We start from the raw sequence: 24,090 nt of genomic DNA, 5'->3' as shown, positions 1-24,090 counted from the left end.
CAGCAGGCGTAACGGATTGAGTATAAAGAATTCGCTGCTCAGGGGGCTGTTTCAGGTACTGGCGGGGGAAAAAATCAGAAAAACGCCCTCTCCGGAAAGAGGGCGTACCAGGGACGTTGTGACCTCAGCCCCTTAGAGCTGCTTATTTAGCAAGCTTGCGTTTGTCGTTACGGTGATTAACCCATGCGTTAATCAGCAGCGTTACCATAAGAATGCCACCCACGATGCCAAGCGAGATGGCAATCGGGATATGGAAGAAATCGACAATCAGCATCTTGATACCGATAAATACCAGGATCACCGACAGGCCATATTTCAGCATGGAGAAACGCTCTGCCACACCCGCCAGCAGGAAGTACATCGCGCGCAGACCCAGGATGGCAAACAGGTTAGACGTCAGCACGATAAACGGGTCGGTGGTGACGGCAAAAATAGCCGGAATACTGTCGACCGCAAATATCACATCGCTCAGTTCAACCAGAATCAGCACCAGCAGCAACGGCGTGGCAAACAGCAGACCGTTCTTACGCACGAAGAAATGCTCGTTTTCGATCTTGTCCGTCATGCGCAGATGGCTGCGTAGCCAGCGGACCAGGGGTTTATCGCCAATGCCGCCTTCATCTTCTTTTGCCAGCGCCATTTTCACACCCGTGAACAGCAGGAAGGCGCCGAAGACATACAGCAGCCATTCGAACTGGGAGATGAGCCAGCTTCCGGCGAAGATCATGATGGTACGCAGGACGATCGCGCCGAGCACGCCGTAGATCAGTACGCGACGTTGCAGCGCAGCAGGTACCGAGAAGTAGCTGAACAGCATCAGCCAGACAAAGACGTTATCCACCGCCAGCGCTTTTTCAATCAGGTAGCCGGTCAGGAATGCCAGGGCCTGGGTGTCGGCAACGGCGCGGCCCTCGTTTTGTACCAGATACCACCAGAAGGCAGCGTTAAATAAGAGAGAAAGACTAACCCAGACCAGCGACCAGACGGCCGCCTGTTTCATGGACATCGTGTGCACGCCACGTCGCCCCTGAAGCAGGAGGTCGATAGCCAGCATGATAACGACAACAACGGCGAATCCGCCCCAGAGTAGCGGTGTACCGACAGTATTCATGTGAGGTTCCTCAGCACCTTACACTTCATCCTTCTGGCTGCCTCTTTGTCGGCTTCGGCTGCTCACGCCAGTCACTTACTTGGTAAGCTCCTGGTGATTCTCAGTCTTGCCGCCGCGACGCATCCAGAATGATTATGTGTATAAACAAAAACGGCTAACGTCGAAAGACGTCAGCCGCATGCTTTAGGTGCAATTGGGTCCTCGCCTTTCGGCAAGGTCTCACTTACGTCACATGAATGACGCCCGGCGACCGGATGCTTGTACCCGTTATATTTCGAACAGCCGTAGTGTGGCTGCAACTCGAAATCTTTAGGATAGACGCATCGTAATGACGACCCACCGGCAACGAAGTTACTCCCCTTTGCTCGTAACAAAATATGACAGGCTATTCCTCCCGTCAATGATCTGTAACATCTGTTTTACATATCTTTACGCAGGCAGTTCCACGCTCACGTCGTCTGCCGGGAAAACCACCCCCGTTTGACGGCGGATTTCAGTCGATAGCTTCGCGGTAATACGGCTGACGGCCAGGCCTGCATGGTTGACTTCATTCTGCTCGACCAGGCTGGCGAAGGTTTCCGCCTCGTACAGCATGGTGTTGATATGTTGCGGCTGCGTCAGATCCTGGGCTTTACCGCCACGTGGCACGAAAGAGAGCTTCTGGCATTCTGAGATCTTTTCGATTAGCAGTGCACCCGCTTCGCCCTGAATTTCGCTTGGCAGCACCGAGTCGCTGACTTTGGAATGTTGCAGCGTGACGCTGAAATCGCCGTAGTCGAGTACCACCACGCCGTGGGCATCAACGCCACTTTCCAGCAGGCTGGCGGTGGCCTGGAGGCCCTTCGGTTCGCCCCAGAGCGCAACAGACGCCGCCAGAACATAGAAGCCGATATCCATAATCGAGCCGTTAGAGAAGGCCGGGTTAAAGGTGTTCGGGTTTTCGCCATCCAGATAGCGCTGGTAGCGCGAAGAGTACTGGCAGTAGTTGAGAAACGCTTTGCGCAGTTTGCCCGCTTTCGCCAGCGACTGTTTCAGCAGCACAAAATTGGGCAGGCTGGCGGTTTTAAACGCCTCGAACAACACCACCTGGTTCTCTCTGGCGCAGGCAATTGCCTCTTCCACTTCGCGCAGATTCGACGCCAGCGGTTTTTCGCAAATCACATGCTTTTTGTGGCTGAGAAAGAGGCGGGTTTGCGGGAAATGCAGCGAGTTAGGGCTGGCAATATAGACCGCATCAATCTCATCGCTTTGCGCCATGGCCTCCAGCGAAGTAAAAAGATGTTCGACGGGGTAATCCCTGGAGAAATCCTGCGCCTGTTCGAGGCTACGGGAGTACACCGCCGTGAGTTTATATTTGCCCGTTTCATGGGCGGCATCGACAAACTGGCGGGTGATCCAGTTTGTGCCAATGACAGCAAAACGTATCATTAAGCGAGTTCCTTTAACTGAGCACTGTCTGGCACTGTAACATGATGCGCAGAGATGAAAAAAGGTTCATCTCCCGGTTATGGAAGACGTCTCGCACGTCACTCTTTTTGTCAAAAAAGATGCAGCCCGGCAATGCGATCCAGCGCGCTTTGCAATGCATCATCCCCCGCCGTCAGGCTAATGCGAATAAACCCTTCTCCCCCTGGCCCAAAACCAGCGCCAGGTGCGACCAGCACATGCGCTTCCTGCAATAACAACTGGGCAAATTGCTGTGAGCTAAACGCGGGCGGTACCGCAAGCCACAGAAAAAAGGTGCCCTGCTTTTCGCGTACCGGCCAGCGCAGCGCCGCCAGGCGGTGTAACACACGCTCGCGGCGCTGATGATAGACCGATACCAGTTGCGCTAGACGCGCAGAGGGGAGGGCGAGCGCCGTGACTGCCGCATCCTGAATTGCGCCAAACACGGTGCTGTAGCTGTGGGTATGCAGTTTTTTAAATGCCTTGATTATCGAGGCGTTACCGACCGCAAAACCAAAGCGCCAGCCCGCCATATTAAAGGTCTTCGAGAAGGTATACGTCTCTACTCCCCACGCTTTCGCATCAGGCTGAGAAAAGAGGCTCAGCGGAGTGTCTGCGGCATCGCTGCCAATAGCGGCATAGGCGAAATCATGCAGGATGGGCACATGGTAACGCTGCGCAAATTGCAGTGCGCTGGCGAACAGCGCCGGTGTTGCCAGCGCACCCGTCGGGTTATGCGGATAGTTGAGGACAACCAGCCCGGCATGGGCGGCAACGTCATCTGGCACGTCATTGAAATTGGGCAGGAACTGGTTTTCAGCGTGAAGCGGCAGGCCGTAAAAATGTGCCTGTGACTGCAACGCTGCCGAGCGGTAAATGGGGTAGCAGGGGTCGGTAGAAATCAGGTATTGCCCTGGACTGAGTACCGCACGAGGGATCCCACCCACGCCGATATGCGATCCCTGAAAGACCGCCACTTCACTGTCGGGATCCAGGGTCACGCCATAATGATGCTGATAAAAGTCGGCTATCGCCTGGCGGACCTGTGGTTTGCCCCAGAATGAGGGATAACCGTGGTTTTCACGCCGCTGGATCGCCGCTTGCAGAGAGGCGATGATTTCCGGCGGCGTAGGTTGATCCGGGCTGCCGCTTGAGAGATCGATCAGCGGTAAATCGGGGGTGTTCACCTGGGCGGCCAGTTTTTCCAGTACACTGAATAAATTCTCTTCCAGCGCATCGACCAGCGGTGAGGCATTAAAATCAGGCATGGTGTTCTCGAATTGATTTATCAATATGTTTCCATCTTTAATTTATTTTTGTGGATTGTCTAAGCAACAAAATTAGCTATTCATTGGCGATTTCTAGATATGAATTTCCTGATTATATTTATGCTAAAAAAGCAAAATGAAATCCGGTTATGTGACTTACAACGCACAGTCGGCTGTGATTTAATCACTTTTAATTGCACACCAACAGGGAAATTGCGTTATGAAAAAGCCAGTTGTATTAGGTTTTGTCTTTGCTTTGTTGTCATCATCTTCTTTTCTGGCTGCGGCGCAGGATAATATTATTCGTGTTGGCTTTAATCCAGGACCTTATAAAGAACAGTTTGAAAAAGGTGTCGCGCCATTTCTGATTAAGAAAGGCTATAAAGTTGAATATAAAGATTTCAGCGATGGTATTCAGGTAAACGATGCGGTTGCCCGTGGCAACATCGAAGCTAATATCATGCAGCATCCGGTGTATTTAAAATCGGTGAATGAGCGTCTTGGGATCGACAATATCGGTATCGTGCAGGTGCCCACGCCGCCAATGGGGCTGTATGGCGGTAAAATCAAAACGCTGAAAACCCCGGCGGCAGGTACAGTGATTTCTGTTCCTAATCAGCCACCTAATGAATATCGTGCTCTGTTAGTGCTGCAAAGCCTTGGCTGGGTAAAACTCAAACCAGACAGCGATCCGGCCACCTTCTCGCAGCGTAATATCCTCGAAAATCCGTACAAAATTGTTCTCAAAGAGATGGATAACGCCCAGCAGGTACGTGCGCTGCCAGATGTGGATTACGGTTTGATTCAGGGGAATTTTGCCGTCTCCAGCGGCCTGAAACTTAATTCGGCATTACAGCTTGAAACCCCGGTGAGCCAGTTTATAAACGTTGTCACCATCGCCGGGAAAAATAAAGACGCGCAGTTTGCTAAAGATATTGTTGCCGGGTATCACTCAGCCGATTTCAAAAATTACATTCTGACTCACGAGCAATATAACGGTTATCTGCAACCTGATTATTTGAAATGAACGATGCAATGATTGAGTTTCGCCATGTCAGTAAAACATTCTCCAGAAAAGGAAACCCGGTTCTGGCATTAAAGGACATTAACCTTAGTATTGCTAAGGGCGATATTTTCGGGATTATTGGTTATAGCGGTGCAGGGAAAAGTACCTTGCTACGTTTAATCAATCGTCTCGAATCGCCAGGCCAGGGAGAGGTGGTCATTAATGGCGAAGTGTTGCAGGAATTTAGCGGTAAGCGTCTGCGTGCCATCAAGAAAGACATTGGCATGATCTTTCAGAATTTTAATTTGCTGAATTCAAAAACGGTTTTTCACAATGTAGCCATTCCGCTCATTTTACAGGGGCGTGATAAGGCGTTTATTCAGGCACGCGTGACGGAGCTGCTGGAGTTCGTCAATCTCAGCGATAAGGTGCATAGCTTCCCGAACGAGTTGTCAGGCGGGCAAAAACAGCGTGTCGGTATCGCCCGTGCGCTGGCGACCAACCCGTCAGTCCTGTTGTGTGATGAGGCGACATCGGCGCTGGATCCCCATACCACAGTGCAGATCTTATTGCTGTTGCAGGAGATCAACCGCCGCTATGGCATCACTATTGTGCTGATTACTCACGAAATGTCGGTAATCCAGAAAATCTGTAACAAGGTCGCGGTGATGCAAAACGGCAGCATTGTGGAGCAGGGCGACGTTTTTAACCTGTTTGCCCAGCCGCAGCATCCGGTCACCGCCAGTTTCGTGCAGTCGGTGATTCACGACAAGCTGCCGGAGCGCGTCTCCGCTGTGCTGCAACGGGATAACGGCGCGCAGGCCCTGCGTCTTGAGTTTGTGGGCGCAACGGCGCAACAGCCCATTATCAACCGCATCATCAAGGACTATGCCATCGAGGTGAATATCCTCTTTGCCAGCATGTCCGAAGTCCAGAGCCGCATTCTGGGGTTCATGATCGTACAGATCCTTGGCGAGCCTGAGCAAACCGGGCGCGCCATTGCCCATCTTCGCGACGCAGGAGTGAAAATCACCCATGTTTGATTTTATTGACACCGCCGTCACCGGCGATCAATTCCTGCTGGCATTGCATGACACCCTGGTGATGATCGCTGTTTCGCTGGGTTTCGGTTCGCTGCTCGGTATTCCGCTGGGTATTGTGCTGGTGGTTTGCCGCCCTGGCGGCATTCTGCCCAACCGATTTGTGCACCAGGTGCTGAACCCGACAATCAACGTTGTCCGCTCGCTGCCGTTTATTATTTTGCTGATTACCATTCTGCCCTTCACCCGTCTGGTGGTGGGCACCACTATTGGTACGGCGGGTGCGATTGTGCCGCTGATTGTCTTTATTGCGCCCTATATTTCCCGGCTGGTGGAAAGCTCGCTGCTGGAGGTGGACGAGGGGATCCTCGAAGCCGCCGATGCCATGGGCGCCACCGCTTTACAGACCATCTGGCACTTTATGCTGCCGGAAGCCGCGTCATCTCTGATCCTGGCCCTCACGACCGCCACCATTGGCCTGCTGGGGGCGACCGCCATGGCCGGCACCGTGGGCGGCGGCGGTATCGGCGATTTGGCCATTACCTATGGCTATCAGCGCTTTGATGCCTTCGCCACGCTGGTCACCGCGCTGGTGCTGATTGTCATTGTCCAGCTTATCCAGACCCTCGGAACCCGCTTTGCCCGCCGTATTCGTCGCGAGTAAGGCCGCTATTTCATCTGTTCAGGAGATAAACATGCCAGTTGTAGAGAGCTTTACCCTCGACCATACCAAAGTCAAAGCCCCGTATGTCCGCGTGGCAGGTTATGAACGTCACCGGCTTGGCAGCGTGGTGCAGAAGTTTGATTTACGTTTCCTGCAACCTAACGTGGATGCCATTCCCACTGCGGCGCTGCACACCCTGGAGCACCTGCTGGCATTTGGCCTGCGCGAAGAGCTGGAAGGGGTTATCGACATTTCGCCGATGGGCTGCCGTACCGGTTTCTATCTGATCCTGTGGGATGAGCACGATCCGAAACACATCGCGGCGGCGCTGACACGGGTCTTGCAGCGTGTGCTTACCGCAACGGATGTGCCTGCGGTCACACCGCTTGCCTGCGGCAACTATCGCGATCATTCGCTGTTCTCCGCTCAGGAGTACGCGAAGCTGGTGCTGGAAGCCGGTATCAGTGACGACCCGTTTCGGGAATAAGCGATGATTGCCCTCGATTTTAGCGGCCAGACCGCGGTGGTGACGGGCGGTCTACAGGGCATCGGTAAAGCCATTGCGCAACTGTTGCATCGGGGCGGCGCGAACGTAGTGATCGGTGATATCGCCGCCAGAGCGCGGGAGCAGAGCCTGCGCCAGTTGGTGGTACGTACCGATGTTGCTTCGCGTGAACAGGCCCATCAGCTCATTGGCGCCGCCGTGGAGACCTTCGGCGGCGTGGACATCCTGGTCAACAGTTGTGGCGTCTCGGCGATGAGCGCGGTCGATGCCATGGATGAGGCTGACTGGCAGCGTATCCTGGATGTGAACGTCAAAGCGATTGGCTGGCTCTCTGAGGCGGCCATTCCGCTGATGCGGGCCAGAAAGGCGGGACGCATCATCAACATCGCCTCGCAGGCGGGCAAAAATGGCTATCGGCTAATGGGCCAGTATGTGGCCTCTAAACATGCGGTGCTCGGCCTGACCAAAGTGATGGCCATTGAGCTTGCCCGTGACAATATTCTGGTGAACGCGGTCTGCCCCGGCATTGTCGAGACAGAGATGAAGTGGCGCGAGCGTCGGGAAGGCGCAGAGCTGCGCGGCATGACGCCGGAAGCCATCTATGCCGAAGACTGCTCGCAGGTGTTACTGGGCCGCACGGCGCAGCCAGCCGATGTAGCTGGCGTGGTGGCGTTTTTGGCAAGCCCGCTGGCGGCCTATATGACCGGGCAGGCGATTAATGTGACCGGTGGGATGACGATGCATTAAAAACCTTCCCATCAGGCTATCTCATTTGCCATTTTGGCGCAGGGCAGTGCTCACAAGCCTCACGTACTTCATGTACGTTCCTGTTGTTGCGCGCTGTCCGGTTCCAGACTGCCTGTAACCATAACTGCCTGATTAACAGGTTTTATATCGAGGTACCACAATGAAACCCGAGCAACTTGCGGTAATGCACTGGGGAACCTATCGGGTGACCACCGATGACGGCAAGCTGACCGCGGTCAGCCCGGTTGCGTGGGACAGCAACCCGTCACGGATTGGGCAGTCGTTGCCGGGCGCGGTGCAGGGGACATCACGCGTTCGTCGTCCGGCGGTGCGGGAAGGGTTTCTGAAAGGGGGCGCCGTCAGCCGGGAGGGGCGCGGGCGTGAACCTTTTGTCGAAGTGAGCTGGGAGCAGGCGCTGACGCTGGTGGCCGATGAACTCACCAGGGTTAAAGGCGAGCAGGGCAATGCGGCGATTTATGGCGGCTCTTATGGCTGGTCCAGCGCCGGACGTTTTCATCATGCGCAGAGCCAGCTTCACCGTTTTCTCAATCTCTTTGGCGGCTATACCGGCAGCACCAACACCTACAGTATCGCCGCCGGGGAGCGCATTTTGCCGCACATTCTTGGCGATCTCGACACCTTACAACGCCAGCACACCCACTGGCCGGTACTGGCGGAACACTGCCAACTGTTTGTCGCCATCGGTGGCTTGCCGCTGCGTAATGCGCAGGTTAACGGCGGCGGGGCCAACGACCACGCGCTACAGCACTGGTTGCAGACGTTGAGCCGCAACGGCACCCGCTTCATCAATATCAGCCCGGTACAAAACGATCTTTCAGCCGTGCCGGATGCCGACTGGCTGGCGGTCAAACCCGGCAGCGATACGGCGTTGCTGCTGGCGCTCTGCCAGGTGCTGATTGCCGACGCGTTATACGATCAGGCCTTTGTCGACAGCCACACGGTCGGGTTCGCGCCATACCGGGATTATCTCTTTGGCCGGGGCGACGGCGTAGTAAAAAGCCCGGAATGGGCCGAGTCCAGAACCGGACTCGCTGCCGGGGTGATTCGCCAGTTGGCACATGAGATGGCACAGCATCGCACGATGATCAACATTGCCTGGTCGGTTCAGCGAGCCCGTCAGGGGGAACAGGCTTTCTGGGCGACAGTGGCGTTAACCGCACTGTTGGGGCAGATTGGCACTCCCGGCGGTGGGCTGGGCTTCGGCTACGCCTCGACCAACCTGGCGGGGGCCGACCGTCGCGTCTTTTCCGGCCCGCGTTTGCCCCAGGGGCGCAATCCGGTTGAGGGGAAAATTCCGGTTGCCCGATTTTCCGATATGCTGCTGCACCCCGGCGAACCCTATGAATTTGACGGGCAGACCCACCTTTACCCCGATATTCGCTTTGTCTACTGGGCGGGTGGCAATGTCTTTCATCACCATCAGGATCTGAACAAGCTGGTACGCGCCTGGCGGCGCCCGGAAACCATTGTGGTCCACGAGCAGTACTGGACCGCACAGGCGAAATTCGCCGATATCGTCCTGCCTGCCACCACTTCGCTTGAGCGGGAAGATATCGGCAGTGCCAGCAACGACGGCTTTATGATTGCCATGCGCCAGCATATTGCGCCGTTTGCCGATGCGCGTGACGACTATACCATTTTCAGCGGGCTGGCGGCCCGTCTCGGGTTTGGTGAGGCTTACACCGAAGGGCGGGACGCCAGAGCATGGCTGGAGGTTATGTACGAGCAGTCGCGCCCCCGAGCCGGGGCAGACGGGATCGCGCTCCCGCCGTTCGATGCGTTCTGGCAGCAGGGCGTTCTGGAATTTTCACGCCCCGCCCGGCCGCAGATCTTGCTTAAAGATTTTCGCGACGATCCGCTGAACGCGCCCCTTGCCACCCCTTCCGGCAAAATTGAGCTTTTTTCGCAGACCATTGCCGATTTTGGCTACGAAGAGTGTCCGGGGCATCCGTACTGGCACGAGCCGGAGGCGCAATATCAGCAGGCGCTCGCCCGCGAATGGCCGCTGCATTTGCTCTCCAGCCAGCCGCGTACCCGCCTGCATAGCCAGTACGACCACGGCAGCGTGAGCCGGGAGACCAAAATCGCCGGGCGTGAACCTCTGTGGATGCATCCGCATGATGCCGAAGAGCGCGACATTCACGACGGCGAGGTGGTGAAAGTGTTCAATACGCGAGGTGCGTTACTGGCCGGGGTGAAACTGAGCGAGGCCATCCGGCCCGGCGTGGTGCAGATGTCCACCGGCGCCTGGTATGATCCGCAGAATACAGAAGATGATCAGCCACTCGATAAACATGGCAATCCCAACGTTTTAACAGAAGATCGCGGCAGTTCGCGGCTGGGACAAGGATGCAGCGCCCAGAGTTGTCGGGTGGACGTGGTGAAGTTTGAAGGGCCGTTACCGGCGATAACGGCCTGGGAACCGCCTGTTTTTGTCACGCTCGCGCAACAAAAACAGGCCTGATGCCTTACTGAACGGCGGCGAAGGCTGAAGCCACGCGACCGATATTACTGTGGTTAAGGCCCGCCACGCACACGCGGCCGCTGGCAATCAGGTAGACCCCAAAGGCTTCGCGCAGTTTATCCACCTGTTCAGCGCTGAATCCGGTGTAACTGAACATCCCGCGCTGGGTCAGCAGGTAGGTAAAGTCGTGCGTTGGCAGGGCATCTTTGAGGACATCCACCAGCGCCTGGCGCATTTCGCTGATACGGGTGCGCATGGCGTCCACTTCCGCACGCCACAGGGCGTTAAGCTCCGGGTCATTGAGCACCGTGGAGACGACCTGCGCGCCAAAATTCGGCGGGCTGGAGTAGTTGCGACGCACGGTGGCTTTCAACTGGCCCAGCACGCGTCCGGCGGCGTCAGCATCTTCACACACCACGGACAGCCCACCCACGCGCTCGCCATACAGCGAGAATATTTTGGAGAAGGAGTTGCTGACCAGCGCAGGCAGGCCGGTGCTGGCGATAGCGCGAATGGCGTAGGCATCATCTTCCAGACCCGCGCCAAAGCCCTGATAGGCAATGTCGAGGAACGGGATCAGATCGCGGGAAATCAGCACCTCAATCACTTCATCCCACTGCGCATTCGTCAGATCCGCGCCCGTCGGGTTGTGGCAGCACGGGTGGAGCAGCACGATACTGCGCGGCGGCAGTTGTTTTAAGCTGTTGAGCATGCCGCTGAAATCGACACCGCGTGTGGCGTTATCGAAGTACGGGTAGGTGTGAACCTTAAACCCGGCACCGGCAAAAATAGCGATATGGTTTTCCCAGGTCGGATCGCTGACCCACACCCCGGAGTCCGGGAAGTAGCGTTTCAGGAAATCGGCACCCACTTTCAGCGCGCCCGAACCGCCCAGCGTCTGGATGGTGGCGATACGCCCGGCGTTCAGTGCCGGATGGTTGTCGCCAAACAGCAGCGTCTGAATGGCGCTGCGATAAGGGGCGAAACCTTCCATCGGCAGATAGAGGCTGGCTTTTTGCGGCTGGCTCTGCAAGCGGGCTTCGGCCTGTTGTACTGCCTTAAGGCAAGGAATGATGGCCTGCTCGTCATAATACAGACCGATGCTAAGGTTCACTTTGTCAGTACGGGTGTCCTGATGGAAAGTCTCCATCAACGACAGGATAGGGTCGCCCGCATAGGCGTCAACGTTCTGGAACACAGTCACTACTCCTGAAATTACTGTCAGAGGTCAATCCATTACACCGCATAGCGTCCCGGGCGGTGGTTCATGGCAATAATGGAATTCAGAATCACGGCGCCCACAATGGAGGCCGCCAGCATCGGCAGGCTCACGAAGAACAGCGATGCGGTCACGATACAGGCATCGACCACCATCTGGAATTTACCGGCGCGGATGCCGCTTTTATCCTGCAGATAGAGCGCCAGAATATTCACGCCGCCGAGACTCGCTTTATGACGGAACAGCACCACAAAACCAATGCCGACCATGATGTTGCCAAACAGCGTGGCGTAGTAGGGGTTAAGCTGATCGAAATGGATAAAGCGCCCGTGCAGATCGGAGAACAACGACACCAGCGCCACGGCGCAGAACGTTTTCAGCGTGAACTGCATGCCCATCCGGCGAACAGAGAGCCAGTAAAAGGGCAGGTTGATCAAAAAGAACGCCACGCCAAACGGCAGGTGAGTCGCGTAATGGATCAGAAAAGCGATACCCGCCGTACCGCCAGTGAGCGCGCCCGCCTGGCGAAACATAATCACGCCAAAAGAGATCATTAGCGTACCGAACAGCAGCGCCAGCGCATCTTCCAGCCAGGTATGAGCAAGTTTATTGGGAGTCAGGACGTTATCCATAAGAAAGTACGATTCAACAATTGCTAAAGATAAGAAATATCTTGCAAAAAACGCACCAGATCTGCTTCCTGATGCGATTGAATGGAGGAAAAACAGGCGGCCATATCGCTAACGTATTGATATGGCGAAAAGAGAAGGTTGCGTGTTTTGTGCGTTTTTACGCTGTTATTCGCTTGAGGTGTGTATTTTTGTCTCACCGGATACATTAATTAACCGATTGATTGCACCATAATAAGGCGCGTTGCCCTGTATTAGGGCGCAAGACCACTGCCCGGCATCAACTGGCCATTCTCTTTCAGGCGGTTAAGGACAACCGAAGTTTTCAAATGAGCGACCCCTTTATTTTGCGCCAGAATATGGCTGATTAAATGGCTCAGACCTGGCAAATCCGGCACGGCTACCCTGAGCAGGTAATCGGCATCGCCCGTGGTTTTCCAGGCATCCAGAATCGCGTCCACTTCGCTCACCATCTGGTGGAAGCTTTCCACATACTCCTGCGTGTGGTTTAAAAGACGCACCTCAATCAGACCCAGCATCTCGCGCCCGGCGGCATCCGGTGCGAGCCGAGCATGGTAGCCCAGAATCAGTTGCGCCTGCTCCAGCGCGATACGACGCCGTGAACACTGGGAAGCAGAAAGGCCGATGAGGTCGCTCAGTTCCTGGTTAGTTAAACGGCCATTGGCCTGCAACAAAGTGAGGATTTTCAGATCAAAGTCGTCGATGTTATACATGTGCGCCAATACCGGAACGAAAGAGTGGCTAACAGACTAACAGCTTTTTTGATGACGAGAAGCCTGACGGCGCTGCGCTTTTTTGCGCTGCACCAAAACAGTTCGTTTTCATGCATACAGAGGCTGTTTTTCTCATACATCGTGCGATTTAAGCGTGCTTATTGCGCGAAGTTGCTGAAAATTCAATCGCCGCGCTCAAGATGTGGATGTGACTGGAAATTTATATCTCCCGCTTATTCAGTTAGTTAGCCTGCCATTGTCGTGTTCTCCCCGCTGACTGGCCTGAAAGTTGCTCTGGCCGAAGGTGACGTTTACAGACAGGGGAGAGGTCAGAGATGGCAGAACAACACAATAACGAATTAAAACGCGGGTTAAAAAACCGTCATATCCAGTTGATTGCGCTCGGTGGGGCCGTAGGCACCGGGCTTTTTTTGGGCATTGCGCAGACCATTCGCATGGCCGGGCCGTCCGTACTGTTGGGGTACGCCATCGCCGGGGTGATTGCTTTTTTCATTATGCGCCAGCTCGGTGAAATGGTGGTTGAAGAGCCAGTGGCGGGCTCTTTCAGCCATTTTGCCAACCGCTACTGGGGACCTTTTGCCGGGTTTATGTCCGGCTGGAACTACTGGGTGCTCTATGTGCTGGTAAGCATGGCGGAACTGACGGCGGTTGGGATTTATATTCAATACTGGTGGCCGGACGTGCCAACGTGGGTATCGGCGGCCATTTTCTTTGTGGCAATTAACGCCATCAACCTGACGAACGTCAAAGTGTACGGCGAGATGGAGTTCTGGTTCTCCATTATCAAAGTTGCGGCCATTATCAGCATGATTGCTTTTGGCGGCTATCTTTTGTTTAGCGGCAGCGGTGGCCCGGATGCATCGGTGGCGAACTTGTGGCAGGACGGTGGATTCTTCCCGAATGGCATCAGTGGCCTGGTCATGGCGATGGCGGTGATCATGTTCTCCTTTGGCGGTCTGGAGCTGGTGGGGATCACGGCGGCAGAGGCCGACGATCCGCAAAAGAGCATTCCCAAAGCCACTAATCAGGTTATCTACCGTATTCTGCTGTTTTATGTGGGTTCACTGGCCGTTTTGCTGTCGCTCTATCCGTGGAAAAACGTGGTGGAAGGCGGCAGCCCGTTCGTCCTGATTTTCCATGCGCTGGACAGCAACATCGTCGCGAACGCCCTCAATCTGGTGGTGCTCTCCGCCGCGCTGTCGGTCTATAACAGTTGTGTTTACTGCAATAGCCGCATGCTGTTTGGCCTGGCGCGGCAGGGGAACGCGCCGCGTTCGCTGCTTAAGGTGAACCGCCGGGGGATCCCGCTGACCGCGCTGGGGGTATCGGCTTTGGCCACGGCGCTGTGCGTGCTGATCAACTATGTGATGCCGGGCAAAGCCTTTGAATTGCTGATGGCGCTCGTGGTGGCGGCCCTGGTGATCAACTGGGCGATGATTTGTATCACTCACCTGAAATTCCGTCTCGCCATGCAAAAAACCGGAAAAACCACCGCTTTTCAAAGCCTCGGTTATCCGCTGACTAACATCATTTGTCTGCTTTTCCTGGCGGGGATCCTGGTGGTGATGTTTATGACGCCGGGGATCCGTATCTCTGTATGTCTGATCCCGGCATGGCTGCTGGTGCTGGGGGCGGGCTATATGTTGAAGAAAAAACGCGCCGCCGCCGTTCTGGTAGCGGAAGTGAATCAAGGCTAAAGGTGATGATGCCGGAGCGATGCTCCGGCATCGAAGTGGAAAACGGGTGGGGAACGTCACCAGCCGTATTCGGAATAAACCTGTGAAATCAGGATATTGTCGATAGCCTGCCTGACATAAGGAATGGTGATGTGTGGCCGCACACGTTGCGGCGGCGGTCACTGTTTCACCATCCTCAAGCCCCTGGCGGCAGGCTGTAAAAGCCATCCATCCTGTGCCCGTGCGTTTGAATATACATATCTGATTACCTTTCCTGAGCAGGATAAAAACCGCAACAGAAAGGCAGTATCTTTCTCTTTTCATTTGCCTCGACCTTGTGTGTACATTGACTGTGTATAAATACAGTTACTGAACACACATAAGAGACGGGCCGCAATTCAAATAAGAATGCTGGCTGGATGGGATGGTTGAGCGCAGTAAGCCTTCTGCATTGTTTTAAAATGATCGAACGATGATTAGAGGAAATTATGGACACTTACCGGTCATAGATGTCTATTTAATTAATATTTAGCGTCATATGAGGAATATTAAACCAGAAAAAACACAAATACTGGCATAGTATAAATAAAACGAGTGGGCGGGCGGCTCCGTTTACGGCCTCTTTTTATTGCTGTATAACGGAAATGCTTAGCATGAAAACTATCGCAACATAATAAGATCGAACGGCAAAACAAAGGGTAAGGTTAAGGTAATGTCAGACGAGAGAATCTCCGATAAAGTCAAAAATGTGCAGTCATCTGCCATCCGCGAATTATTAAAACACAGCAAAATGGAAGGGGTTATCTCTCTTGGCGGGGGCATTCCTAATCCTGATCTCTTTGATCGCGAAGGGCTCCAGATGGCGATGGATAAAGTGTTATCCGTTTCCTGGAAAGATGCTTTTCAATATGGCCTGAGCGAAGGCAGCCCGGATTTGCGTGAGGCAATTTGCCAGCTTCTGGAACAGCGTCTGATTACCTGTAACCCTGATGAAGTCGTGATTACCTCCGGTTCTCAGCAGTCTCTGGATATGCTCGCCCGCGTGCTGATTAATCCTGGCGATGTCATTGTTGTGGAAAGACCCACCTATCTGGCCGCGTTGCAGGTTTTCCATCTGGCGGAAGCTCAGCTTGCGTCTGTTGGTACAGACGGGGAAGGCATGAAGGTTGATGAGCTGGAAGAACTGGTCAAAACCACCACCATCAAAGCCGTTTATATTGTGCCGACCTTCGGCAACCCTGGCGGGGTTACACTCTCTGATGAGCGCCGCAAAAAGCTGGTGGCGCTCTCTAAGCGCTATAACTTTGTCATTATCGAAGATGATCCCTATAGCGAAATTAATTTTACCGACAAACTGTTCAAGCCATTAACTGCCTGGGCAAAAGAGATAGACAACAGCGAGAACGTTATTTACACCTCGACGTTTTCCAAAATTCTGGCGCCGGGTGCGCGTGTCGGCTGGGTTGTTGCGCCGGAGTGGATTAAAAAGCAGATTGTGACCCTGAAACAGGCTACGGATTTGCATACCAGCTCCCTGTCGCAGTCGCTGGCCTATCACTATTTGCAGACGGGCCGCCTGCCAGAACAGTTAAAGATTATCCGCGCTTCTTATAAAGATAAATGTCAGGTGTTATGCGAAGAGATCGAACGTGAACTGGGCGAGCATCTGACCTTTCACCGTCCGCAAGGGGGCATGTTCCTGTGGGCCAAATTTAAGTACGAGAAGAACACCACCGACTGGCTGAAAAAGACGCTGGCGAATGGCGTGGTCTATGTGCCGGGCGAGTTCTTCTATGCGGATAACCCGGATGCATCGACGTTGCGTATGTCTTATGTATCAGTGGCGGATGAAAATCTCAGAAAAGCCGTCGCCCGCCTCAAAGCCTCTCTTGAATAAGTTCAGACATAAAAAAACCATGTATCCCATCAGGGATACATGGTGAGTAAAGGGTTTATATCCCTATTCGCTGACATAAATGTGCCCGAGTGCGAACAGGTATTAAAACCAATCATCTAAATGCTTCGAGAATACTTCTACAACAAGCTGTAAAAGTATTTCTACATAATGATTTTATTGTCCCTCTGCGTCAAATTCAAATCTTGAATCATATGATTCAAAAATAAGATAAATAACGCTCTGGATGTTTATCTGAATCCACTTTGGTAGATGGTGATACGGGGTTTTTTAAATAATTTATTATTTACAGAGTGTTACGGTTTTTTTTATGTCATCGTATAAAGGTTAACTCGTTGCATTATTAGTGACTGGGATCGCATATTAATAAATGCAGAATAAATGACTTTAATTATTTTGGGGTTGTTGATGTTTTATTTAATTTCATATCAAAGCCATCCTTCGTCTTTACATAAAAGCCACAAACGCATATCAAATTCCAGTTGATGATACTGAGGCTCCATATGGCAACATAATTGATAAAACGCTTTGTTGTGCTCTTTCTCTTTCAGGTGCGCCAGTTCATGCACCACGATCATACGCAGAAAGGCTTCCGGTGCCTGGCGAAAAACGGTGGCGACGCGGATTTCTGCTTTCGCTTTGAGCTTACCGCCCTGCACGCGCGACACCGCGGTATGCAGCCCTAACGCGTTTTTGAGCACATGGATTTTGCTGTCATAAGCGACTTTGTTGATTTGCGGCGCGTTACGCAAAAACTGATTTTTAAAATCCTGCGTATAAACATAGAGCGCTTTATCGGTCGTGATGTCGTGCGTATCGGGGTAACGCTTGAGCAAAACCTCGCTCAGCCGATTTTGCGCGATCAGCGTTTGTACCTGTGCCAGCAGTGATTCGGGGTAACCCTGCAAATAAGTGAGTGTTGTCATGTTTAAGGGGTTTACAACTCCGGATAATTAAGCGATAAAACGCGCGAATTCTAGCACCCCGGAGGGTCGATGGGCCAGGTTGAGTTAATTGGACAGTCATTTGCATTAGAGCGTTTCCCACCCAATGCCGAAGAAGCGTCGTTACAGGCGTGGGATGCGGCAGATGAATATCTGCTAAATCAGGTAAATGAGACCGAAGGCACGACGCTCATCTTTAACGATAGCTTCGGCGCGTTGGCCTGTGCCCTGGCGGCATATCGTCCTGTCAGCGTGAATGATTCGTTTATCGCGGAGCAGGCTACCCGCCATAACCTGCGCCTGAACGGGATGGACGAAGACGCCGTGACTTTCCTGGATAGCCTGAGCGAACTGCCGGCTGCCCCTGCGCGCGTGCTGATTAAAGTACCCAAACAGCTTGCGCTGCTGGAGCAACAGCTTTGTGCGCTGCGTCGCGTCGTGACCCCACAAACGCAGGTTATCGCCGGTGCCAAAGCGCGTGATATTCACAACTCCACCATGGCGTTGTTTGAAAAATACCTCGGCCCGACCACCACGTCGCTGGCGTGGAAAAAAGCGCGTCTGATCCACTGTATCTTTACTGCTCCGGCGGTGGCCGATGCGCCGCAGACCTATGACTGGCAGTTAGAGGGAACGGACTGGACCATCCATAACCATGCGAATGTATTTTCACGCAGCGGGCTGGACATTGGTGCGCGTCTTTTCCTCAAGCATTTGCCGGAAAACGTGGAAGGGGAGATGGTCGATCTCGGCTGTGGTAACGGTGTGATTGGTCTGCAACTGCTGGCGCAGAACCCGCAGGCGCGTGTGCTCTTTACCGACGAATCCCATATGGCAGTGGCCTCCAGCCGCCTGAATGTGGAACGTAACATGCCGGACGCGCTGGAGCGTAGCGAGTTTATGGTCAATAACGGGCTGTCGGGTATTGAACCGGACCGTTTTGATGTGGTGCTGTGCAATCCGCCGTTCCATCAGCAAAGCGCCATCACCGATCATATTGCCTGGCAGATGTTCCACGATGCTCGCCGCAGCCTGAAATATGGCGGTGAATTAATTGTGGTGGGCAACCGTCATCTAGATTACTTCCGTAAGCTTAAGAAGATTTTTAGTAACTGCAGCAACGTGGCGTCTAACGGTAAGTTTGTGGTGCTAAAAGCGGTGAAATTGCGCAGACAGCGCTGATTTTCCCCCGGCGGCGCTGCGCTTACCGGGGCTACAGAAACGCGCCCGAATACCGGAAAACAACCTCTGGCCCGGATAAGGCGCTTGCGCCGCCATCCGGGTCGTCATAACACATCAAATCGTCAGCGCTAATGTCGTGCCCTGGGCTATCGCCCGGCGGGCATCAAGCTCCATTGCCACATCGCAGCCGCCAATCAAATGTACCGTTTTTCCCGCTGCCTGTAACGGCTCTGCCAGCTCGCGGCGCGGCTCCTGGCCTGCACACAGGATCACATTGTCTACCGCCAGCAACTGCGGTTCGCCGCCGATCAAGACATGCAGCCCCTCGTCGTCGATCTTCTGATAACTGACCGCCGGGATCATTTTCACCCCGCGCGACAGCAGGGTGGTACGGTGGATCCAGCCGGTGGTTTTCCCCAGACCTTCACCCGGTTTGCTGGCTTTACGCTGGAGCATCACGATCTTACGCGGACTTTTCGGCAACTGTGGGCCTTCCGGGCGCAAACCGCCCACATGGTTGAGGCTGGTATCGATGCCCCACTCCACACAAAATTCTGCGATATTCTGGCTGGTGGGTTCACCCGGCTGGCTAAGATACATCGCGGTATCAAAACCAATTCCCCCGCAGCCGATAATCGCCACCTTCTCGCCGACCGGCACTTTATCGCGCAAAACGTCAAGGTAACTCAGCACCTTAGGATGGGTGATCCCCTCGATCTCCGGCATGCGCGGCACAATACCGCTGGCGAGGATCACCTCGTCAAAGGCTTCCAGCATGGTGGGCTGCACAAACTGATTGAGGCGTAACGTCACGCCGGTGATGTCGATCATTTTGCGGTAGTAGCGCAGGGTTTCGTAGAACTCCTCTTTGCCGGGGATCTGTTTGGCGATATTGAACTGACCGCCAATTTCGGCAGACGCATCAAATAGCGTCACGCTATGCCCACGGGCAGCGGCGTTGACGGCAAAGGCCAGACCGGCGGGACCTGCGCCAATCACGGCCAGCGTTTTCTGGCGGGTGGCTGGTGTGAGCGGCATTTTGGTTTCGTGGCAGGCGCGCGGGTTGACCAGGCAAGAGGTCACTTTGCCCACGAAGATCTGATCGAGGCAGGCCTGGTTGCAGCCGATGCAGGTGTTGATCTCATCAGCGCGACCGCTTTGCGCTTTGGAAAGGATCCCGGCATCGGCAAGGAACGGGCGCGCCATCGACACCATATCGGCATCGCCGCGAGAGAGAATATCGTCTGCCACCTGCGGATCGTTAATACGGTTGGTGGTGACCAGCGGGATGCCCACTTTGCCTTTCAGCTTGCGGGTAACCCAACTGAATGCCGCGCGCGGCACCGGGGTGGCAATGGTCGGGATACGGGCTTCGTGCCAGCCGATACCGGTGTTGATGATGGTCGCGCCCGCCGCTTCAATGGCTTTCGCCAGTTGGACGGTTTCCTCAAAGACGCCTCCGCCTTCCACCAGGTCGAGCATCGACAGGCGGTAGATAACAATAAAATCACGGCCTACCCGTTCACGCACCGCCCTGACCACTTCCACGGCAAAGCGCATTCGCCGGGCATAATCGCCGCCCCATTCGTCTTCCCGCTGATTGGTGCGTGCTGCGAGAAACTCGTTAATCAAATAGCCCTCTGAGCCCATCACTTCCACGCCGTCATAACCGGCCTGCTGTGCCAGATGTGCACAGCGGGCAAAGTCGTCAATCAGCGCCAGGATTTCGTCATGACTCAGAGCGTGCGGGGTAAAACGGTTAATCGGCGCCTGAATGGCGGACGGCGCCACCAGGTTTGGCTGAAAGCTGTAACGCCCGGTATGCAAAATTTGCAGGGCGATTTTGCCGCCTTCCTGATGTACGGCATCGGTTATCAGGCGATGATGCGGAAGCTGATGTTCATCGTTAAGTACCGCACCACCCTGCATTGTTACGCCCGAAAGCCCCGGTGCCACACCGCCGGTGACAATCAGCGCCACCCCATGGCGTGCTCGTTCGGCATAGAAGGCCGCCAGCCGGGCCGCGCCGTCAGGACGCTCTTCCAGACCGGTGTGCATTGACCCCATTAATACGCGGTTCTTTAACGTAGTAAAACCCAAATCCAGTGGGGCAAATAACGACGGGTAATGGCTCATATCGCTTCCAGTGTTAATTTTTTGTTATGTGGTCGGATGAGTTGTAATTTAGCGTTTGGCGGAGAAAAGGGAAAAGGGGAATGCGTTGATTGTGATGGGATTCAAAGATTGGCGCGGCCTGATGCCCTCACCCTGACCCTCTCCCACAGGGGTGAGGAATCCCCAGTAGTCTTAAGTCTTACAGCGATAACGTTGCTTAATAAGAATAAAACCGTGACAGCGATGACAGGGTCCGGCTGAAAATCGATGAGGCGTTGGCGGCTGACCGGGGCCGCCCGCAGGGAAGCGGGCGGAGGGGCCAGCCTGCAAGGACGCAGGCTGGTCCCCGACCCGAAAGTCAGCCGGCATAAGCATCATGGACCGCGCCAGCGGCGATTTTCCTGGCCGGGAGCCCGGGTCGCCAGGGTGGTGGCGGTGAGCCACCCTGGCACGTTCACGGGTTCTGTCGCGACAGAAAAGCAAGGAACATAAGGTGAACGGAATGACCATCAGAGCCGCATTTTCCCCCTCACCCTGACCCTCTCCCCAAAGAGGAGAGGGGACCGATCGTGCTCGTATTTTTGTGGGGATTCCTCAGCCCACGGGGAGAGGGGACCGATCGAGCGTTTCTGCCTCGCCGTAGCGCGGATAAGCGCAGCGCATCAGGGGTTGCGGCCTGGGCCCTCAGACAGAAAGACGGGGTGATGATGCGCGTACCAGGCCCGGTGCCTGCCACATTGACGTTGTCAGCCCGCTATCCACCAGACCGAGCTGATCGGCATACACCGCCTGCCACTTCTGCATCATCTCGTCATATAACTCGCGATGCTGCGGGTTCGGCGTGAACTCCCGGCTCCATTTCACCAGTCGTTCACCGGTTGCCGCCATATTGTCATACAGACCCGCCCCGACGCCTGCGGCAATGGCGCAGCCCAGCGCGGTGGCCTCTTTGACTTCCGGCACGCGTACAGGCAGGCCAGTGACGTCGCTTAAAATCTGGCTCCACAGCGCCCCTTTTGAACCGCCGCCCGCAAACACCAGGCTGTCGAACTTCACGCCGGAAAAGCGGGAAATCTGTGCCAGGTTACAGGCTGAGACGATGGCGGCATTCTCTTCCAGCGCGCGGAACAGCGTCGCTTTATTGCATTTTTCCGGGTCGATGGAGAGGTTAATAAACGACGGGGCCGCGTGGTACCACTGCTTGAAATGCATCGCATCGGAGAAGATCGGCATCACGCCGTGGGAGCCCGCCGGAACGCGAGCAGCCATCTCTTCCAGCAGGCTATAGGTGTCCATTCCCATGCGCTCGGCAATCAATTTTTCTTCCGCGCAGAAGGCATCACGGAACCAGCGCATGGTTAAGCCGGTAAAGAAACTGATCGACTCCGCCTGCGCCATGCCAGGGATCACATGCGGGTTCACGCGAATATTCATCTCCGGGTCGGTCCGCACCTGCGGCAAGTTGACCACCTGTTGCCAGAATGTCCCCCCCAGCACGGCCGTCTGTCCGGGGCGTACCACCCCCAGACCCAGACAACCCAGTTGGACATCGCCTCCGCCCATGATTACCGGCGTGCCTTCGCGCAGACCGCTCTCCTGTGCCGCCTCTCTGGTCACTTCGCCCAGCACGCTGCCGGTCTCTTTTACCGGCGAAAGAATATCGGCGCGCAGTCCGGCCATATCCAGCAGGGAAGGCCGCCAGTCACGGGTAAACAGATCGAGCATGCCGGTGGTGCCCGCGTTGGAAGGATCGACCGCCAGCCAGCCTGAAAGGCGCGCCGCCAGCCAGTCGCTGATCATGGTGATCGTGACCGCGTTGCGATAGATATCCGGGCGATGGTGCGCCAGCCAGAGCAGGCGGGGCATTGCGCTCAGGGCCAGCGTCTGCCCGGAGACCTCATAGACTTCGGATTCAAAGCGATCGTTGTGGATCTCTTTGAGTTCGGCCACTTCCCGGCTGGCGCGCGCGTCGACGTTAGCGCAGGCCCAGATGGCATCACCGTACTGGTCATACAGCACAATGCCTTCGCGCATGGAACAGCAGGCGATGGACTTGATATCCGCACCGGAAAGACCCGCGTTCGCCAGCGCCTGGCGAACGCACTGGCAGGTCAGTTGCCAGTTGGTGGCGAGATCGAACTCCATTGAGCCCGGCACATTTTCCACGCTCAGGTGTTTCCATTCCGCCTGGCCGACGGCAACCTGTCTCCCGGTTAAATCGAAGATCACTGCACGAATGCTGCCGGTCCCTGCATCTAACGCTAAAAGGTAACTCATGGGCTTGCCTCGCTGTTATCAGCGCAGCGCGGCAGGCGGCGCGTTATTGCGCCAACGCCAGGACCGCGCGTGCTGTTGTTTCTTCCGTCACCAGGCCATTGATACGGCGGCCTTTGAGTGCGGCATAAATCGCGTCTGCCTTTTCCACGCCCCCGGCGGCACCGATGATGGTCGGCAATTGCGCCAGCTCATCCAGGGTGACGCCGAGTAATTCCCGATGAATCTCTAGCCCTTCGACCCGTTCGCCATCAGCCTGCAAAAAGAAGCCCAGGATGTCGCCGACGGCCCCTTTGCGCGCATACATCAGTTGTTCACCTTCGCTGATATAGCCCGAGCGCAGGATCGTGGCATCGCGCTTCTGATTCACTGATCCAATACCCACCACGGCAACATCGGCGGCGGTGGCGGCGAGGATCACATCCCGCACGCTCGATTCCCGTTTCAGGATCTCTGCCACCTCCGGTGACGATACGCGCAATGGCGCGGGGATCATGCTGACGCTACAGGCGGCATCCAGTTGGCCAATCCCGGTCATGTAGGGGCCGACCCCGCCGGAGAGCGTCACCAGGCGAATTTGCTGCGAACTGATAAACCCGCTCAGATGCTGCAGACAACTCATGGTGGTTTCGCCAAATCCCACCGCCAGAAGCTGACCTGGCTCCAGCACTCCCATTAATGACTGTGCGGCGCCAATTCCGAGTCGCACGCTCATGGGCGGGGTATTCAGGGCTGGCAGCACGCGGGTCAGGCGTAAGCCAAACTGGCGTTGCAGCTCGGTTTCCAGCGCCAGACACCCTTCATAGCGGGAGTTAATCTGTACGCGGATCACCCCGGACTGCCGCCCCTTCTCCAGCAGGCGCGAAATCTTGAGGCGCGGTAAACCCAGCCGTTCGCCGATATCGTTTTGTGTCAGGCCGTCGTGGTAGTAACACCAGGCCACACGGGCCACCAGCTCTTCTTCTGCCAGCGCCAGACCTGCAAAGCGTCCTTCTTCTAATGTTCTTTTTTCGCTCATATCTGAACTCTTATAAAAATTTAGATCATATGTTCGTGCTTGCCTGCGGTGAAAATGTGAGCCGCCTGGCAAAACAGATCTTTTGATGTCG

General features: G+C 55.1%; 20 protein-coding genes. 10 read left to right on the top strand and 10 right to left on the bottom strand.

Going from position 1 to position 24,090, the window contains the following annotated elements; all coding sequences use genetic code 11:
• Window positions 1-142: 142 nt before the first annotated feature.
• The 3 genes from IP582_RS21905 to IP582_RS21895 all read right to left on the bottom strand — a co-directional run bounded on the left by IP582_RS21905 (window position 143) and on the right by IP582_RS21895 (window position 3,825).
• Complete coding sequence (locus IP582_RS21905) at window positions 143-1,111, bottom strand: TerC family protein (RefSeq protein ID WP_193794449.1); 969 nt, start codon at window positions 1,109-1,111, stop codon at window positions 143-145.
• A 429-nt stretch (window positions 1,112-1,540) separates the two neighbouring features.
• A complete protein-coding gene (locus IP582_RS21900) occupies window positions 1,541-2,539 on the bottom strand; it encodes a Gfo/Idh/MocA family protein (protein WP_071194468.1) in 999 nt (332 codons plus the stop codon).
• Between the two features lie 110 nt (window positions 2,540-2,649).
• Complete coding sequence (locus IP582_RS21895; protein WP_193796330.1) at window positions 2,650-3,825, bottom strand: aminotransferase class I/II-fold pyridoxal phosphate-dependent enzyme; 1,176 nt, start codon at window positions 3,823-3,825, stop codon at window positions 2,650-2,652.
• 220 nt (window positions 3,826-4,045) lie between these two features.
• On the opposite strand from IP582_RS21895, the gene IP582_RS21890 reads away from it, so the two are divergent.
• From IP582_RS21890 to IP582_RS21865, 6 genes are all read left to right on the top strand, one after another.
• Window positions 4,046-4,852, top strand: coding sequence for a MetQ/NlpA family ABC transporter substrate-binding protein (locus IP582_RS21890; protein WP_039077532.1), 807 nt, complete (start codon window positions 4,046-4,048; stop codon window positions 4,850-4,852).
• 8 nt (window positions 4,853-4,860) lie between these two features.
• Complete coding sequence (locus IP582_RS21885; RefSeq protein ID WP_039077533.1) at window positions 4,861-5,874, top strand: methionine ABC transporter ATP-binding protein; 1,014 nt, start codon at window positions 4,861-4,863, stop codon at window positions 5,872-5,874.
• Window positions 5,867-6,535: a methionine ABC transporter permease gene (locus tag IP582_RS21880; RefSeq protein ID WP_039077534.1), complete on the top strand. Its 669-nt coding sequence runs from the start codon at window positions 5,867-5,869 to the stop codon at window positions 6,533-6,535. Before IP582_RS21885 ends, IP582_RS21880 begins: the two co-directional genes overlap by 8 nt.
• Window positions 6,536-6,566: 31 nt before the next feature.
• Window positions 6,567-7,022, top strand: coding sequence for an S-ribosylhomocysteine lyase (locus IP582_RS21875; RefSeq protein ID WP_039077535.1), 456 nt, complete (start codon window positions 6,567-6,569; stop codon window positions 7,020-7,022).
• 3 nt (window positions 7,023-7,025) lie between these two features.
• Window positions 7,026-7,787 (top strand): SDR family NAD(P)-dependent oxidoreductase, encoded by a 762-nt coding sequence (locus IP582_RS21870; RefSeq protein ID WP_193794448.1) that lies wholly within the window; start codon window positions 7,026-7,028, stop codon window positions 7,785-7,787.
• A 160-nt stretch (window positions 7,788-7,947) separates the two neighbouring features.
• A complete protein-coding gene (locus IP582_RS21865) occupies window positions 7,948-10,272 on the top strand; it encodes a molybdopterin-dependent oxidoreductase (protein WP_193794447.1) in 2,325 nt (774 codons plus the stop codon).
• A gap of 4 nt (window positions 10,273-10,276) precedes the next feature.
• Here the strand turns inward: IP582_RS21865 and IP582_RS21860 are convergent, their stop codons facing one another.
• The 3 genes from IP582_RS21860 to IP582_RS21850 all read right to left on the bottom strand — a co-directional run bounded on the left by IP582_RS21860 (window position 10,277) and on the right by IP582_RS21850 (window position 12,854).
• A complete protein-coding gene (locus IP582_RS21860) occupies window positions 10,277-11,470 on the bottom strand; it encodes an amino acid aminotransferase (RefSeq protein ID WP_193794446.1) in 1,194 nt (397 codons plus the stop codon).
• Between the two features lie 38 nt (window positions 11,471-11,508).
• Window positions 11,509-12,123 (bottom strand): YitT family protein, encoded by a 615-nt coding sequence (locus IP582_RS21855; RefSeq protein WP_039077539.1) that lies wholly within the window; start codon window positions 12,121-12,123, stop codon window positions 11,509-11,511.
• A 251-nt stretch (window positions 12,124-12,374) separates the two neighbouring features.
• Window positions 12,375-12,854: an Lrp/AsnC family transcriptional regulator gene (locus IP582_RS21850; protein WP_039077540.1), complete on the bottom strand. Its 480-nt coding sequence runs from the start codon at window positions 12,852-12,854 to the stop codon at window positions 12,375-12,377.
• A 335-nt stretch (window positions 12,855-13,189) separates the two neighbouring features.
• On the opposite strand from IP582_RS21850, the gene IP582_RS21845 reads away from it, so the two are divergent.
• Entirely contained in the window at window positions 13,190-14,572 is a 1,383-nt protein-coding gene (locus IP582_RS21845) for an amino acid permease (protein WP_193794445.1), read from the top strand.
• A 691-nt stretch (window positions 14,573-15,263) separates the two neighbouring features.
• On the top strand, window positions 15,264-16,448 hold the full coding sequence (locus IP582_RS21840; protein WP_039077542.1) for a PLP-dependent aminotransferase family protein: 1,185 nt from the start codon (window positions 15,264-15,266) through the stop codon (window positions 16,446-16,448).
• 446 nt (window positions 16,449-16,894) lie between these two features.
• Here the strand turns inward: IP582_RS21840 and IP582_RS21835 are convergent, their stop codons facing one another.
• On the bottom strand, window positions 16,895-17,392 hold the full coding sequence (locus IP582_RS21835) for a M48 family metallopeptidase (RefSeq protein ID WP_039077543.1): 498 nt from the start codon (window positions 17,390-17,392) through the stop codon (window positions 16,895-16,897).
• Between the two features lie 69 nt (window positions 17,393-17,461).
• Here IP582_RS21835 and rlmG point away from each other — a divergent pair, with 69 nt between their 5' ends.
• Complete coding sequence (gene rlmG / locus IP582_RS21830) at window positions 17,462-18,592, top strand: 23S rRNA (guanine(1835)-N(2))-methyltransferase RlmG (protein WP_193794444.1); 1,131 nt, start codon at window positions 17,462-17,464, stop codon at window positions 18,590-18,592.
• Between the two features lie 114 nt (window positions 18,593-18,706).
• On the opposite strand, the gene IP582_RS21825 is transcribed toward rlmG, so the two are convergent.
• Window positions 18,707-20,728, bottom strand: coding sequence for an NADPH-dependent 2,4-dienoyl-CoA reductase (locus IP582_RS21825; protein ID WP_193794443.1), 2,022 nt, complete (start codon window positions 20,726-20,728; stop codon window positions 18,707-18,709).
• 246 nt (window positions 20,729-20,974) lie between these two features.
• Here IP582_RS21825 and IP582_RS21820 point away from each other — a divergent pair, with 246 nt between their 5' ends.
• A complete protein-coding gene (locus tag IP582_RS21820) occupies window positions 20,975-21,199 on the top strand; it encodes a hypothetical protein (protein ID WP_193794442.1) in 225 nt (74 codons plus the stop codon).
• Window positions 21,200-21,391: 192 nt separating this feature from the next.
• Here the strand turns inward: IP582_RS21820 and lsrK are convergent, their stop codons facing one another.
• Together lsrK and lsrR are read right to left on the bottom strand one after the other, a co-directional pair.
• Entirely contained in the window at window positions 21,392-22,984 is a 1,593-nt protein-coding gene (gene lsrK, locus IP582_RS21815; RefSeq protein WP_193794441.1) for an autoinducer-2 kinase, read from the bottom strand.
• A 43-nt stretch (window positions 22,985-23,027) separates the two neighbouring features.
• Window positions 23,028-23,999 (bottom strand): transcriptional regulator LsrR, encoded by a 972-nt coding sequence (lsrR, locus tag IP582_RS21810; RefSeq protein WP_039078174.1) that lies wholly within the window; start codon window positions 23,997-23,999, stop codon window positions 23,028-23,030.
• Window positions 24,000-24,090 lie beyond the last annotated feature (91 nt).

Source organism: Citrobacter sp. BDA59-3, assembly GCF_015167655.1.
GTDB classification, from domain to species: domain Bacteria; phylum Pseudomonadota; class Gammaproteobacteria; order Enterobacterales; family Enterobacteriaceae; genus Phytobacter; species Phytobacter diazotrophicus.
Note: the sequence above shows the minus strand (reverse complement) of the source record. Positions and strands in the feature narration are given on the sequence as shown.

What these genes read in the sequence shown, in the direction of transcription:
- IP582_RS21825 (WP_193794443.1), bottom strand. Translation starts at nt 20,728, where the DNA reads ATGAGCCATTACCCGTCGTTATTTGCCCCACTGGATTTGGGTTTTACT.
- lsrR (WP_039078174.1), bottom strand. Translation starts at nt 23,999, where the DNA reads ATGAGCGAAAAAAGAACATTAGAAGAAGGACGCTTTGCAGGTCTGGCG.
- lsrK (WP_193794441.1), bottom strand. Translation starts at nt 22,984, where the DNA reads ATGAGTTACCTTTTAGCGTTAGATGCAGGGACCGGCAGCATTCGTGCA.
- IP582_RS21850 (WP_039077540.1), bottom strand. Translation starts at nt 12,854, where the DNA reads ATGTATAACATCGACGACTTTGATCTGAAAATCCTCACTTTGTTGCAG.
- IP582_RS21890 (WP_039077532.1), top strand. Translation starts at nt 4,046, where the DNA reads ATGAAAAAGCCAGTTGTATTAGGTTTTGTCTTTGCTTTGTTGTCATCA.
- IP582_RS21865 (WP_193794447.1), top strand. Translation starts at nt 7,948, where the DNA reads ATGAAACCCGAGCAACTTGCGGTAATGCACTGGGGAACCTATCGGGTG.
- IP582_RS21900 (WP_071194468.1), bottom strand. Translation starts at nt 2,539, where the DNA reads ATGATACGTTTTGCTGTCATTGGCACAAACTGGATCACCCGCCAGTTT.
- IP582_RS21905 (WP_193794449.1), bottom strand. Translation starts at nt 1,111, where the DNA reads ATGAATACTGTCGGTACACCGCTACTCTGGGGCGGATTCGCCGTTGTT.
- IP582_RS21845 (WP_193794445.1), top strand. Translation starts at nt 13,190, where the DNA reads ATGGCAGAACAACACAATAACGAATTAAAACGCGGGTTAAAAAACCGT.
- IP582_RS21875 (WP_039077535.1), top strand. Translation starts at nt 6,567, where the DNA reads ATGCCAGTTGTAGAGAGCTTTACCCTCGACCATACCAAAGTCAAAGCC.
- IP582_RS21840 (WP_039077542.1), top strand. Translation starts at nt 15,264, where the DNA reads ATGTCAGACGAGAGAATCTCCGATAAAGTCAAAAATGTGCAGTCATCT.
- IP582_RS21895 (WP_193796330.1), bottom strand. Translation starts at nt 3,825, where the DNA reads ATGCCTGATTTTAATGCCTCACCGCTGGTCGATGCGCTGGAAGAGAAT.
- IP582_RS21880 (WP_039077534.1), top strand. Translation starts at nt 5,867, where the DNA reads ATGTTTGATTTTATTGACACCGCCGTCACCGGCGATCAATTCCTGCTG.
- IP582_RS21820 (WP_193794442.1), top strand. Translation starts at nt 20,975, where the DNA reads ATGAGGCGTTGGCGGCTGACCGGGGCCGCCCGCAGGGAAGCGGGCGGA.
- IP582_RS21835 (WP_039077543.1), bottom strand. Translation starts at nt 17,392, where the DNA reads ATGACAACACTCACTTATTTGCAGGGTTACCCCGAATCACTGCTGGCA.
- IP582_RS21855 (WP_039077539.1), bottom strand. Translation starts at nt 12,123, where the DNA reads ATGGATAACGTCCTGACTCCCAATAAACTTGCTCATACCTGGCTGGAA.
- IP582_RS21885 (WP_039077533.1), top strand. Translation starts at nt 4,861, where the DNA reads ATGATTGAGTTTCGCCATGTCAGTAAAACATTCTCCAGAAAAGGAAAC.
- IP582_RS21870 (WP_193794448.1), top strand. Translation starts at nt 7,026, where the DNA reads ATGATTGCCCTCGATTTTAGCGGCCAGACCGCGGTGGTGACGGGCGGT.
- rlmG (WP_193794444.1), top strand. Translation starts at nt 17,462, where the DNA reads ATGGGCCAGGTTGAGTTAATTGGACAGTCATTTGCATTAGAGCGTTTC.